The sequence below is a fragment of the Burkholderia sp. Bp8984 genome (assembly GCF_003853755.1).
Lineage (GTDB): Bacteria > Pseudomonadota > Gammaproteobacteria > Burkholderiales > Burkholderiaceae > Burkholderia.
The window spans coordinates 69,052-82,024 of the sequence record NZ_QTQN01000002.1 but is presented as its reverse complement, the minus strand read 5'-3'; the positions used below and the strand labels follow the sequence as shown (position 1 = coordinate 82,024).

The 12,973-nt window shown below is 66.1% G+C and carries 12 protein-coding genes; 3 read left to right on the top strand and 9 right to left on the bottom strand.

The features are described from left to right. Positions 1-127: 127 nt before the first annotated feature. The 9 genes from DID98_RS02425 to DID98_RS02385 all read right to left on the bottom strand — a co-directional run bounded on the left by DID98_RS02425 (position 128) and on the right by DID98_RS02385 (position 8,494). Entirely contained in the window at positions 128-589 is a 462-nt protein-coding gene (locus tag DID98_RS02425; RefSeq protein ID WP_006756046.1) for a peroxiredoxin, read from the bottom strand. 108 nt (positions 590-697) lie between these two features. After that, entirely contained in the window at positions 698-1,594 is an 897-nt protein-coding gene (locus tag DID98_RS02420) for a polysaccharide deacetylase family protein (RefSeq protein WP_124486273.1), read from the bottom strand. 12 nt (positions 1,595-1,606) lie between these two features. Beyond that, on the bottom strand, positions 1,607-2,662 hold the full coding sequence (locus DID98_RS02415) for a bifunctional UDP-4-keto-pentose/UDP-xylose synthase (RefSeq protein WP_124486274.1): 1,056 nt from the start codon (positions 2,660-2,662) through the stop codon (positions 1,607-1,609). Further along, on the bottom strand, positions 2,659-3,606 hold the full coding sequence (locus DID98_RS02410; protein WP_124570141.1) for a formyltransferase: 948 nt from the start codon (positions 3,604-3,606) through the stop codon (positions 2,659-2,661). The genes DID98_RS02415 and DID98_RS02410 overlap by 4 nt, the downstream gene beginning before the upstream one ends. Beyond that, a complete protein-coding gene (locus DID98_RS02405) occupies positions 3,603-4,625 on the bottom strand; it encodes a glycosyltransferase (protein ID WP_044847240.1) in 1,023 nt (340 codons plus the stop codon). The genes DID98_RS02410 and DID98_RS02405 overlap by 4 nt, the downstream gene beginning before the upstream one ends. Positions 4,626-4,631: 6 nt before the next feature. Beyond that, positions 4,632-5,783, bottom strand: coding sequence for a DegT/DnrJ/EryC1/StrS aminotransferase family protein (locus DID98_RS02400; protein ID WP_044847241.1), 1,152 nt, complete (start codon positions 5,781-5,783; stop codon positions 4,632-4,634). Positions 5,784-5,922: 139 nt separating this feature from the next. Then, complete coding sequence (locus tag DID98_RS02395) at positions 5,923-6,294, bottom strand: EamA family transporter (protein WP_044847242.1); 372 nt, start codon at positions 6,292-6,294, stop codon at positions 5,923-5,925. Positions 6,295-6,307: 13 nt separating this feature from the next. Beyond that, positions 6,308-7,984 carry a glycosyltransferase family 39 protein gene (locus DID98_RS02390; protein ID WP_124520207.1) on the bottom strand — a complete coding sequence of 559 codons (1,677 nt, stop codon included), beginning with the start codon at positions 7,982-7,984 and terminating at the stop codon, positions 6,308-6,310. A 135-nt stretch (positions 7,985-8,119) separates the two neighbouring features. Further along, positions 8,120-8,494, bottom strand: coding sequence for an Mth938-like domain-containing protein (locus DID98_RS02385; RefSeq protein WP_006754746.1), 375 nt, complete (start codon positions 8,492-8,494; stop codon positions 8,120-8,122). A 314-nt stretch (positions 8,495-8,808) separates the two neighbouring features. Between DID98_RS02385 and DID98_RS02380 the strand changes: the two genes are divergently transcribed. The 3 genes from DID98_RS02380 to thrC are packed head-to-tail and all read left to right on the top strand — an operon-like array spanning position 8,809 to position 12,896. Then, positions 8,809-10,047: a pyridoxal phosphate-dependent aminotransferase gene (locus DID98_RS02380; protein ID WP_124486277.1), complete on the top strand. Its 1,239-nt coding sequence runs from the start codon at positions 8,809-8,811 to the stop codon at positions 10,045-10,047. 54 nt (positions 10,048-10,101) lie between these two features. Further along, complete coding sequence (locus tag DID98_RS02375) at positions 10,102-11,430, top strand: homoserine dehydrogenase (protein WP_124486278.1); 1,329 nt, start codon at positions 10,102-10,104, stop codon at positions 11,428-11,430. Positions 11,431-11,444: 14 nt separating this feature from the next. Then, on the top strand, positions 11,445-12,896 hold the full coding sequence (gene thrC, locus DID98_RS02370) for a threonine synthase (protein ID WP_044847246.1): 1,452 nt from the start codon (positions 11,445-11,447) through the stop codon (positions 12,894-12,896). The last annotated feature ends 77 nt before the right edge of the window (positions 12,897-12,973 follow it).

Here is a 12,973-nt window from a genome sequence, read left to right as displayed (position 1 = left end):
GGACATGCGGCTCGGCTGATACCGTCGTGATGCGCGTCAGGTGCCGGAAAGCATCGCAACGGGCACCGGCGCAGCTACGAGAAATATGGGGCGAACTGGCATTCATTGCGGCCCAATATAACGCGGCTCAAAGCGCTTGTACAGCACTTAGCACGTCGTCCACGTGACCGGGCACCTTGATGCCGCGCCATGCCTGGCGAAGTACGCCGTCGGCGTCGATCAGGAACGTTGAACGCTCGATTCCGCGCACTTCCTTGCCATACATTTTCTTCATCTTGATGACATCGAACAGCGCGCACAGCGCCTCGTCGGCATCGGAAATCAGCGGGAACGGCAGTTCGAGCTTCGCCTTGAAATTGTCATGCGAGCGCAGGCTGTCGCGCGACACGCCGATCACTTCGGCGCCGGCCTTCTTGAACTTCGGATAGAGATCGCGGAACTGCAGGCCTTCGGTGGTGCAGCCCGGCGTGTTGTCCTTCGGATAGAAATACAGGACGAGCTTCTTGCCCTTGAGGTCGGACAGCGAAATGTCGCCGCCCGTCGCCGGTGCGGTGAAATCGGGAACTTGACGGTCAACTTCGACGGACACGAGTTTCTCCTGTTGTTATGGAAAGGCGCCGCTCGGGCGGCGCGGTTCGGCGGGGCGTCGCGGCGGCACGCCGCAAGGGCAGGGCAGGCGGCGCGGGTGCGCGCGAACTCAGTCGGGCTGGACGATCAGCTCGCCGGAGCGGCCGGGAATCTCGCCCCACGTGACAGGGTACGATGGCAGCGAGTCGCGGTCCAGCGTCGCGTGGTAGTCGCCCATCGTCGCAAACGTATGGCCCTGTGCGCGCCAGCCGGCGAGCAGCTGCTCGAATACCGGCGCGAGCTTCTGGCCTTCCAGTTCCGCATGCAGCGTGAACACCTGGTCGTGCGGATTGGTTTCCGTGAACTTCAGGATGTGCGCGGCGACGTTGTGCGTGTCGATGCCGTCGATGCCGAGCACTTCGTCGAGGGTCGGCAGCGTGGTCGGCATCTGCACGTGCGACAGCGTGCGGCCGCCGACCACGGGCAGATACGGCGAATGGCCGCGGCCGTCGGATGCGTAGCGCATCCCCCACGCGTCGATCTGCTCGAACGCCGCGTCGTTCATCTGCCAGCCGGCCGCGCCGTGCGTTGCGGGCGGCGCGCCGAAGACGTCGACGAAGCGCGCATGGCTCTTCTGCATTTCACGCGCGGTCCAGTCGCGATCGCGCACGCGCACGTTGTCCTGCCAGTACACGTGATCCCACGTATGGATCCCGCATTCGAAGCCGGCCTCGTGGATCGCGCGCATGTCGGCGATCGCGCGGCGGCCGATGTCGGGGCCCGGCAGCAGCACCCCGTACATCAGCTGCTTCACGCCGTAGTGCTCGACCACCGACGTGCGCGACACCTTCTTCAGGAAGCCAGGGCGGAACACGCGCCGCAGCGCCCAGCCCGTGTGATCGGGCCCGAGGCTGAAGAGGAAGGTCGCGCGCGCGCTGAAGCGGTCGAAGATGCGCGCGAGGTTCGGCACGCCTTCGCGCGTGCCGCGCAGCGTGTCGACGTCGATCTTGAGGACGATACGAGCCAAGCGAGCGTCCCGTCAGTTCTGCTGCTCGACCAGCGCGCGCGCATCGGCGACATGGCCGCGATACGCTTCGAAGATCTTGCGCAGCGCGTCGTCGAACGTCGATTGCGGCGCCCAGGCGAGCTCCTGCATCGTGTTGTCGATCTTCGGCACGCGGTTCTGCACGTCCTGGTAGCCATTGCCGTAGTAGGCGCCCGACGTCGTTTCGACGAGTTGCACCTGCTTCGCGGAGCCGGCGTATTCCGGGTATTCGGCGGCCAGTTCGAGCATCTTGTGCGCGAGTTCGCGAACCGAGAAATTATTCTTCGGATTCCCGATGTTGTAGATCTTGCCCGATGCGACGCCGTTCTTGTTGTCGATGATCTTCATCAGCGCGCTGATGCCGTCGTCGATGTCGGTGAACGCGCGCTTCTGCGAGCCGCCGTCGACGAGGCTGATGTTCTCGCCGCGCACGATGTGGCCGAGGAACTGCGTGACGACGCGCGAGCTGCCTTCCTTCGGCGTGTAGATCGAGTCGAGGCCCGGGCCGATCCAGTTGAACGGACGGAACAGCGTGAAGTTCAGGCCTTCCATCCCGTAGCCCCAGATCACGCGGTCCATCAGCTGCTTCGAGCAGGCGTAGATCCAGCGCGGCTTGTTGATCGGGCCGTACGTGAGCGCCGATGCATCCGGGTCGAACTGCTCGTCCGAGCACATGCCGTAGACCTCGGAGGTCGACGGGAACACGAGGTGCTTGCCGTACTTGACGGCCGAACGCACGATCGGCAGGTTCGCCTCGAAGTCGAGCTCGAACACGCGCAGCGGCTGCTGGACGTAGGTCGCGGGCGTCGCGATCGCGACGAGCGGCAGGATCACGTCGCACTTCTTCACGTGATACTCGACCCACTCCTTGTTGATCGTGATGTCGCCTTCGAAGAAGTGCATCCGCTCGTGGTTGACGAGGTCGCCCAGCCGATCGGTCTGCATGTCCATGCCGAACACTTCCCAATCGGTGGTTTCAAGAATGCGCTTCGACAGGTGATGGCCGATGAAGCCGTTCACACCCAGGATCAGGACTTTTTTTGCTTTCATGAATGACGGGAAGAATGAATGAACTGCGCGAATTCCGCGGGCGTCACGACGGTTTCGCTGCCGTCGCGCTGCTGCCACAGCTCGAGAATGGATAGGGCGCGGCTGTCGCCGCAGACGCCGAATAGCGCATTATCGCTTACGTGCAGGCCGGGCGGCAAATCCGCTGCGGCCGCGGCGGCGGCGCTGCCGGGCGCCGCGAGGCGCGCGCGGGCGATCACGAAACGCGTGCCGGCGACGTCGGTGAACGCGCCCGGATACGGGGGCGCGACCGCGCGTACCAGGTTGTAGACCTGCGCGGCCGGCTTCGACCAGTCGACGCGGCCGTCCTCCGGCTTGCGCCCGCCGTAGTAGCTGCCGTTCGCGAGATCGTTCGGCAGGTGCGGCGCCTCGCCCGCGAGCAGCGCGGGCAGCACGCGCCAGAGCGTCTGCTCGGCGGCGACCGTCACCTTGTCGAACACCTGCGCGGCCGTGTCGTCCGGCAGGATCGGCACGGCGGTCTGGCCGATGATCGCGCCCGCATCGGGCTTCGCGGCCATCTCGTGCAGCGTCGCGCCGGTTTCCGTTTCGCCGTTCAGCACGGCCCAGTTGGTCGGTACCCGACCCCGGTATTTCGGCAGCAGCGAACCGTGCATGTTGTACGCGCCGCGCGGAGCGATCGCGAGCAGGTCCACCGGCAGCATGTGGCGGTAGTAGAACGAGAAGATGAACTCGGGCCGCGCGTCGGATACCGCGCGGCGCAGTGCCGGATCGGCGGGGTCGGCCGGCGTGACGACCGGGATCCCGTGCTCGGCGGCCACCGATGCGACGCTGCCGAACCAGATGTTCTCGTTCGGGTTGTCCTCGTGCGTGACGACGAGCGCGACGTCGACGCCGCGTGCCAGCAGCACCTGCAGGCAGCGCACGCCGACGTTGTGATACGCGAAGACGACGGCGCGCGGCTTCATTGCGACGTCCCCGTGCGGCTCGCGGGGGCCGGCACTGCCGGCATGCCGTCGTGCTGTTCGAGCACGGCCTGGATCAGGTAGCGCGGCCGTGCACGCACCTGCTGGTAGATGCGGCCGACGTATTCGCCGAGCAGGCCGAGCGCGAAGATGATCACGCCGAGCAGGAAGAACGTGATCGCGAACAGCGTGAACACGCCTTGCACTTCCGCGCCGACGATGAAGCGGCGCACGAGCAGCAGCACGAACAGCGCGGCGGAGCCGAGCGACAGGATCACGCCGATGAACGACAGCCACTGCAGCGGCACGACCGAGAAGCCCGTCACGAGGTCGAAGTTCAGCCGGATCAGGCTGTACAGCGAGTACTTCGACTCGCCCGCGAAGCGTTCCTCGTGCGCGACCTCGATTTCGGTCGGTTTCTGCGCGAACGTGTAGGCCAGCGCGGGGATGAACGTGTTGACTTCGCCGCACACGTTGATCGTGTCGATGATGCGGCGGCTGTACGCACGCAGCATGCAGCCCTGGTCGGTCATCTTGATCCGGGTGATGCGCTCGCGCAGCCGGTTCATCATCTGCGACGCCTTGCGGCGCCACAGGCTGTCCTGACGCTGCTTGCGGATCGAGCCGACGTAGTCGTAGCCTTCGCGCATCTTCGCGATCAGCTTGCCGATTTCCTCGGGCGGGTTCTGCAGGTCGGCGTCGAGCGTGATGACGATCTCGCCGCGCGACTGCGCGAAGCCGGCGAGGATCGCCATGTGCTGGCCGTAGTTGCCGTTGAGCAGCACGACACGCGTCGTGTCGGGGCGCACGTGGAACTGGTCCGCCAGCATCGCGGCCGAGCGGTCGCGGCTGCCGTCGTTGATCAGGATCACTTCGTACGACGTGCCGAGTGCGTCGAGTGCCGGGTAGAGCCGCGCGAACAGCGCGGCCAGGCCGTCTTCCTCGTTGTACACGGGGATGATGACCGATACCTCCGGGTTCGCGGCGCCCGGATGCCCGGCGCGTGCTTCAAGGTGATTCATGTACGCTTATTTTCCGTATTGTTCGCAAATCTGGTTGATGGCGTCGGCCACGCGACGCACGTCGTCTTCCGTCATCTGCGTGAAGAGCGGCAGCGTGACGGTCGATGCGCCGTATCGTTCGGCGTGGGGGAACATGCCCTCCTTGAAGCCGCGCGCACGATACAGCGTGAAAAGATGGATGGCCGGATAGTGGACGCCCGTGCCGATGCCGCGCTCCTTCATCTGCGCCATGAAATCGGCGCGCGAGATCGACAGCCGGTCGAGCGGCAGCGTGACCTGGAACATGTGCCAGTTGCTGTTCTCGAAATCGGCGACGGGCAGGCCGAGCCCGAGCTGCACGGCCGCACCGCCGTCGAGCGCGGCGAAATACGCGCGCGCGAGTGCGCGGCGCTGCGCGGTGAAGCGCTCGAGGTGCGGCAGCTGGCCGAGGCCGACGCGCGCGGCGACGTCGGTCAGGTTGTACTTGCCGCCGAGCACGTCGCAGTCCATCCCGTCGAAGCCGGTGCGCGTGATGCCCTGCAGCCGGTACTTCTGCGCGAGCGTCGCCTCGTCCTCGTTGTTCAGCACGAGCGCGCCGCCTTCGATCGTCGTCAGGTTCTTGTTCGCGTGGAAGCTGAACGACACGATGTCGCCGATCGCGCCGATGCGCTTGCCTTGCCACGTCGAGCCGAGCGCCTGCGCGGCGTCCTCGATCACGCGCAGGTTGTGTGCGCGCGCAATCGCGTACAGGCGGTCCATGTCGACCGGCAGGCCGGCCAGGTAGACCGGGATGAGCGCCTTCGTGCGCGGCGTGATCGCCTGCTCGAGCTTGTCGAGGTCGATGTTGCGCGTGACGGGGTCGATGTCGGCGAACACGGGCGTCGCGCCCGTCTCGAGGATCACGTTGCTGGTCGACACCCACGACGCCGGCGTCGTGATCACCTCGTCGCCGGGGCCGACGCCCGCGATGCGCAGGCCGATCTCGAGCGTGCAGGTGCCCGAATTGAACGCGCGGACCGGACGGCCGCCGCAGTACTCGGACAGCGCGGCTTCGAACTTCTGGCTCTGCGGGCCGGTGGTGATCCAGCCCGAGCGCAGCACGTCGACGACGCCCTGGATGGTTTCCTCGTCGATCTCGGGGCGGGTGAACGGCAGGAACGGAGCGGTAGTCTGGCTCATGAACACTTTGCCTGTAATGGCGTGTAATAAAGGGGTCGGGCGGTCCGGCCCGAAACCGGCATTAAACACCGGTTGCCGGATTCGTACCGTGATTTTTTGTAGGCGGACGCTTAATGCCCGCCGGGCCGGCGGGGCGCGCTCAACTGCGCGCGAGCACGAGCACGCCGATCAGGATGATGCCGATGCCGACCAGCCGCTGGACCGACAGCACCTCGCCGAACAGGTACCAGGCGGCGAACGCGTTGACCACGTAGCCGAGCGACAGCATCGGGTAGGCGATCGACACGTCGACCCGCGACAGCCCGACAATCCAGACGACGACGCTCAGCACGTAGCAGCCGAGGCCGCCGATGATCGGCAGCTGGGTCGCGATCTTCAGGCCGACCGGCAGGATGTTCGCACGGCTGAATTCGAAGTGTCCAACGGCGTTGACGCCGGCTTTCAGCAGAAGTTGCGCACAGGCGTTGAGCATCACGCCGGTGATGATGCAGACGAACGAAACGGGATTCATGCGGCGGGCGTCCTTACGATTGCGGTTTCTCGACGATCACGCGGCGGTTGTCGCGCGCGATCACGCGCATCGGCACGCCTTGCCTGACCAGCGTGTCGTACTGGCCGGGCGGCATGATCGCGAGCGCATGGGTGTCCTGCTTCCAGCGTTCGATCCATTGGTCGACGGTCGGGATCCACTTGTCCGGCTCGACCGAGATCCCGAATGCGAGCTCGTCCTGGCGCTGGACCATGATCGTCGTGTGGCCCATATAGAACGGGAACGTGTGATCGAGCATCTCGATCGAGTAGAACGGCGTGTCGGGCGGCAGCTTCGCCAGTTCGGCGCGCACGGCGGGCGCGAGCAGCGCGCCCGAGCTGTAGCGGCCGAATTCGTCGTGACCGGTGCCGCCGATCGTGCCGAACGCGAGCCACGCGGCGCCGAACGCGGTGATCGCGGCCGCGACGCCCACGCGGCGGTTCAGCCAGGCGGCCGCGAGCGTCAGCGCGCCCGCGACCGCGAGGCCCGCGTACAGCCACACCTGGAACGCACGATACAGCGCGTTCGGCGTGCGGGCGTCGCCCTGATACGCGAGGAAGATGATCCCGAACGCCGCGACGACGAAGAACACGAGGTAGCCGAGCAGGTGGCGGCGGAACCGGTCGGCGCTCATCAGCGGCAGGTACGCGCCGATGATCAGCGCGAGCGCCGGCGCGACCGGCAGCACGTACGAGATCAGCTTCGAGTGCGACGTGCTGAAGAACAGGAAGATGAACGCGCTCCAGATCAGCAGCACGAGCATCGGCGAGAAGCCGTTCGGCTGGCGCGGCATCCGCAGCGCATGGCGGATGCTCTGCCACGCGACCGACAGCCACGGCAGGAAGCCGACCAGCAGCACCGGCACGAAATAGTAGAACGGGCCCGGGCGGTTCTGTTCCGGGGTCAGGTAACGGCGGAACTGCTGGACAATGAAGAAGAAGTTGAAGAACTCGGGGTTGCGCTGCTGGACGAGCACGAACCACGGCGTGACGATCGCGAAGAAGATCACGAGGCCGCTCACCAGATACAGCCGCTTCCACAGTGCCCAGTCCCGGGCGATCAGCGTGTAGAGCACGAGCACGGCGCCGGGCAGGATCAGGCCGACGAGGCCCTTGGACAGCACGGCGAACGCCATCGCGGCCCAGCACGCCCACATCCAGCCGCGCACCGCGCCCGCCGGCAGCCCGGGCCGCTGCGCGAGCAGCAGCGAGCAGAGCGACAGCGCCATCCAGAACGCGAGCCCCATGTCGAGGGCGTTGAAGTGGCCCATCAGGTTCCAGTACGGCGAGCACGCGAGCACGACGGCCGCGAGCAAGCCGGACAACGGGTTGAACAGGCGCGCGCCCGTGAAGCCGACCAGCAGCACGCCGGCGAAGCTGGCGAGGCCCGTGTACAGGCGCGCCTGCCATTCGCCGATGCCGAACCAGGCGAACGTCAGCGCGTTCAGCCAGGTCTGCAGCGGCGGCTTCTCGAAATACTTGTAGCCGTTGTAGCGCGGCGTGATCCAGTCGCCGGTGACGAACATTTCCCGCGCCATTTCCGCGTAGCGGCCTTCGTCGCTCGGGATCAGGTGGCGCAGCCCGAGCGGCGCGAACCAGACGATCGCGAGCGCGACGAGCAGGAGGACGAGCGTGATGCGATTGAGCGGTAGCCTCGACGGCGTATCGTTCATGAATTTTCAGCCTGTTGGTTGTTGTAAGCGCCGCCGGCGGGTCGCGCCGGCGGCGGCCGGCTTGCCGGTTGCCGATCCGCGTGATGATCCGGGGATCGACCCGGTGTGCCGGCCCGAGTTTTACCGCATCGGGGATTAACGTTCAATTAAGAGCGCGGCGGCCACTTTGCGGCCCTCGGCCATCAGGATGTTGTAGGTCCGGCAGGCGGCCTGGAAATCCATCGTCTCGACGCCGATCCGCTTGGCCGTCAGCGCGGCCACGAGGCGCGGGTGCGGGAAGCGCAGCCGCGCGCCGCTGCCGAAGATCACGAGTTCGGGGGCCGGGTCGAGCAGCATCGCGAAATGCTCGGGCGCAAGCGCGTCGAACGACGACACGGGCCAGTCCCGCACCGGCGCGCCGGGCAGCACGATGACGCTCCCTTCGTGGCGTTGGAGGTTGACGTCGACATAATCGGGGCCGTAGCCGGTGACGGTGTTGAGCGCGCCGCTCGTGTCCTGGTGCAGTTTCAAATCGGTATTCCGCGGTTCCGTGGAGGGAAGGTCTGGCAAGGGCCGCACGGGCCCGGGCGGCCGTTTCGCGACCGGCGCACGCGGGACGCCTGACGGCGCGGGCCCGGAGCGGCCATGGTGCATTGCGAAAGTTGGCCAAAATCCGCTAAATTATAACTTTTTGGTCGCCCCCGGGCGCCACTTGCATCGTGCGTCGCCACAAGCCGCGTCCGACTGCCCGCATTTTCCCCAGTCTAGACAGCGCGCATAGACCAGCCGCTCTCCAGTTTTGATCCCGTCCCCGGCCGCAAGGCCAACCCAGGAACCGTGTCGTCGTGAAACCGATTCAGAAGTCGAACAAGCTGCTCAACGTCTGCTACGACATCCGTGGCCCCGTGCTCGAGCACGCGAAGCGCCTCGAGGAAGAAGGCCACCGGATCATCAAGCTGAACATCGGCAACCTCGCGCCGTTCGGTTTCGACGCGCCGGACGAAATCATCCAGGACATGATCCGCAACCTGCCGGCGTCGTCCGGCTATTCGGATTCGAAGGGCGTGTTCTCGGCCCGCAAGGCCGTGATGCACTACACGCAGCAAAAGGGCGTCGTCGGTGTCGGCCTCGACGACATCTACATCGGCAACGGCGCGTCCGAGCTGATCGTGATGGCGACCCAGGCGCTGCTGAACGACGGCGACGAAGTGCTGCTGCCGGCGCCCGACTACCCGCTGTGGACGGCCGCCGTGAGCCTGTCGGGCGGCACGCCCGTGCACTACGTGTGCGACGAGCAGAACGCGTGGATGCCCGACCTCGACGACATCCGCCGCAAGATCACGCCGAACACCAAGGCGATCGTCGTGATCAACCCGAACAACCCGACCGGCGCGCTTTATTCCGACGAATTGCTGCTCGAATTGCTCGAGATCGCACGTCAGCACGGGCTGATCGTGTTCGCCGACGAGGTCTACGACAAGATCGTCTACGACGGGCTCGAGCACACGGCGCTGGGCTCGCTGTCGGAAGACGTGATCACCGTCACGTTCAACAGCCTGTCGAAAAGCTATCGCTCGTGCGGCTACCGCGCGGGCTGGATGGCCGTGTCGGGCCTCGGCGGCGACAACCGCCGGCGCGCGAAGGATTACCTGGAAGGCCTCGGGATCCTGTCGTCGATGCGCCTGTGCGCGAACGTGCCCGGGCAGTTCGCGATCCAGACCGCGCTCGGCGGCTACCAGAGCATCAACGAGCTGATCGTGCCGAGCGGGCGCCTCTTCAAGCAGCGCGAGCTCGCGTACGACATGCTCACGTCGATTCCCGGCGTGACCTGCGTGAAGCCGCAGGCCGCGCTGTACATGTTCCCGCGCCTCGATCCGAAGCTTTATCCGATCCAGAACGACCAGCAGTTCATCCTCGACCTGTTGCTCGAGGAACGCGTGCTGCTCGTGCAGGGGACGGGCTTCAACTGGGCGGCGCCGGATCACTTCCGCGTGGTCTTCCTGCCGAACCTCGACGACCTGACCGATTCGATCAACCGGATCGCGCGCTTCCTCGACGGCTACCGCAAGCGTCATTCGGTCTGAGCGGACAGCGTCCCCCGGCATTCATTCAATTCTTACTCATCGATCACACGCAGCATGGAACCGATCAAAGTTGGCCTGTTGGGCTTCGGCACCGTCGGCAGCGGCACCTTCACGGTGCTGCACCGCAACCAGGAAGAAATCAAGCGACGCGCGGGGCGCGGCATCGAGATCGCGCGCATTGCCGTGCGCAATCCGGCCAAGGCGCAGGCCGCGCTCGGCGGTAACGCCGGCGCCGCGCAGATCACCGACGATTTCAACGCGGTCGTCGACGATCCGTCGATCTCGATCATCGCCGAGATGATCGGCGGCACGGGCATCGCACGCGAGCTCGTGCTGCGCGCGATCGCGAACGGCAAGCACGTCGTGACGGCGAACAAGGCGCTGCTCGCGGTACACGGCACCGAGATCTTCGAGGCCGCGCGCGAGAAGGGCGTGATGGTCGCGTTCGAGGCGGCCGTCGCCGGCGGCATCCCGATCATCAAGGCGCTGCGCGAAGGCCTGACCGCGAACCGCATCCAGTACATCGCCGGCATCATCAACGGCACGACGAACTACATCCTGTCGGAAATGCGCGACCGCGGCCTCGACTTCGCGACCGCGCTGAAGGCCGCGCAGGAGCTCGGCTATGCGGAAGCCGATCCGACCTTCGACATCGAAGGCGTCGACGCCGCGCACAAGGCGACCATCATGAGCGCGATCGCGTTCGGCGTGCCGGTCCAGTTCGACCGTGCCTACGTCGAAGGCATCAGCAAGCTCGACGCGACCGACATCCGCTACGCGGAAGAGCTCGGCTACCGGATCAAGCTGCTCGGCATCGCGCGCCGCGCCGAAAACGGCATCGAGCTGCGCGTGCACCCGACGCTGATTCCGGAGAAGCGCCTGCTCGCGAACGTCGAGGGCGCGATGAACGCGGTCGTCGTGCACGGCGACGCGGTCGGCACGACGCTGTACTACGGCAAGGGCGCGGGCGCGGAACCGACCGCGTCGGCGGTCGTCGCGGATCTCGTCGACGTCACGCGCCTGCACACGGCCGACCCAGAGCATCGCGTGCCGCATCTCGCGTTCCAGCCGGACAGCCTGTCGAACACGCCGATCCTGCCGATCGAGGAAGTGACGAGCGGCTACTACCTGCGCCTGCGCGTGGCCGACCAGACCGGCGTGCTCGCGGACATCACGCGCATCCTCGCCGCCACGGGCATCTCGATCGACGCGCTGCTGCAGAAGGAATCGGAGCAGGTCGACGACGCGAACGGCGAAACCGACATCATCCTGATCACGCACGAGACGCTCGAGAAGCACGTGAACGCGGCGATCGCGCAGATCGAGAGCCTCGCGACGGTGGTCTCGAAGGTGACGAAGCTGCGCATGGAAGCGCTGAACTGAGGACCAGGAACGACATGAACTACATCTCCACGCGCGGCGCCGGCATCGGCGAGCGCCACACGTTCTCCGACATCCTGCTCGGCGGCCTTGCGAAGGACGGCGGGCTGTACCTGCCGGCCGAATACCCGCAGGTGTCGGCCGACGAACTCGCGCGCTGGCGCACGCTGCCGTACGCGGATCTCGCGTTCGAGATCCTGTCGAAGTTCTGCGACGACGTGCCGGCCGACGACCTGCGCGCGATCACGCGCCGCACCTATACGGCCGCCGTATACAGCAACACGCGCCACGGCGAGAATGCGTCCGACATCACGCCGCTGAAGACGCTCGGCACCGAGAACGGCGCGGCGCTGTCGCTGCTCGAACTGTCGAACGGCCCGACGCTCGCGTTCAAGGACATGGCGATGCAGCTGCTCGGCAACCTGTTCGAGTACACGCTCGCGAAGCACGGCGAAGCGCTGAACATCCTCGGCGCGACGTCGGGCGACACCGGCAGCGCGGCCGAGTACGCGATGCGCGGCAAGGCAGGCGTGCGCGTGTTCATGCTGTCGCCGCACAAGAAGATGAGCGCGTTCCAGACCGCCCAGATGTTCAGCCTGCAGGATCCGAACATCTTCAACCTCGCGGTCGAAGGCGTGTTCGACGACTGCCAGGACATCGTGAAGGCTGTCTCGAACGATCACGCGTTCAAGGCGCAGCAGAAGATCGGCACGGTCAACTCGATCAACTGGGCGCGCGTCGTCGCGCAGGTCGTGTACTACTTCAAGGGCTATTTCGCGGCGACGACGTCGAACGACGAGCGCGTGTCGTTTACGGTGCCGTCGGGTAACTTCGGCAACGTCTGCGCGGGTCACATCGCGCGGATGATGGGCCTGCCCATCGCGAAGCTCGTGGTCGCGACCAACGAGAACGACGTGCTCGACGAGTTCTTCCGCACCGGCGCATACCGCGTGCGCAGCGCGGAAAACACCTATCACACGAGCAGCCCGAGCATGGACATCTCGAAGGCATCGAACTTCGAGCGCTTCGTGTTCGACCTGCTCGGCCGCGATCCGGCCCGCGTGATGCAGCTGTTCCGCGACGTCGAGGAGAAGGGTGGTTTCGATCTCGCGGCGAGCGGCGATTTCGCGCGCGTCGCCGAGTTCGGCTTCGTGTCGGGCCGCAGCAGCCACACGGACCGTATCGCGACGATCCGCGACGTGTTCTCGCGCTACGACACGATGATCGATACGCACACGGCCGACGGCGTGAAGGTCGCGCGCGAGCATCTCGACGCGGGCGTGCCGATGGTCGTGCTCGAGACGGCCCAGCCGATCAAGTTCGGCGAGACGATCCGCGAAGCGCTCGATCGCGAGGCCGAGCGGCCGGCTGCATTCGACGGGCTCGAGGCGCTGCCGCAGCGTTTCGAGGTCGTGAAGGCCGACGCGCAGCAGGTGAAGGACTTCATCGTCGCGCATACGGGCGCATGACGTAGCACCGGGGTAGCACCGTGCCGCGGGGTCGCAAGCCCGGCGGCGCAGCACGGCCGGAATGCCGATTCGTCGCA

Bases quoted from the DNA above. Each gene is read 5' to 3' on its own strand.
- DID98_RS02415 (WP_124486274.1), bottom strand. From the start codon at position 2,662: ATGAAAGCAAAAAAAGTCCTGATCCTGGGTGTGAACGGCTTCATCGGC.
- DID98_RS02405 (WP_044847240.1), bottom strand. From the start codon at position 4,625: ATGAATCACCTTGAAGCACGCGCCGGGCATCCGGGCGCCGCGAACCCG.
- DID98_RS02410 (WP_124570141.1), bottom strand. From the start codon at position 3,606: ATGAAGCCGCGCGCCGTCGTCTTCGCGTATCACAACGTCGGCGTGCGC.
- DID98_RS02400 (WP_044847241.1), bottom strand. From the start codon at position 5,783: ATGAGCCAGACTACCGCTCCGTTCCTGCCGTTCACCCGCCCCGAGATC.
- thrC (WP_044847246.1), top strand. From the start codon at position 11,445: ATGAACTACATCTCCACGCGCGGCGCCGGCATCGGCGAGCGCCACACG.
- DID98_RS02390 (WP_124520207.1), bottom strand. From the start codon at position 7,984: ATGAACGATACGCCGTCGAGGCTACCGCTCAATCGCATCACGCTCGTC.
- DID98_RS02395 (WP_044847242.1), bottom strand. From the start codon at position 6,294: ATGAATCCCGTTTCGTTCGTCTGCATCATCACCGGCGTGATGCTCAAC.
- DID98_RS02375 (WP_124486278.1), top strand. From the start codon at position 10,102: ATGGAACCGATCAAAGTTGGCCTGTTGGGCTTCGGCACCGTCGGCAGC.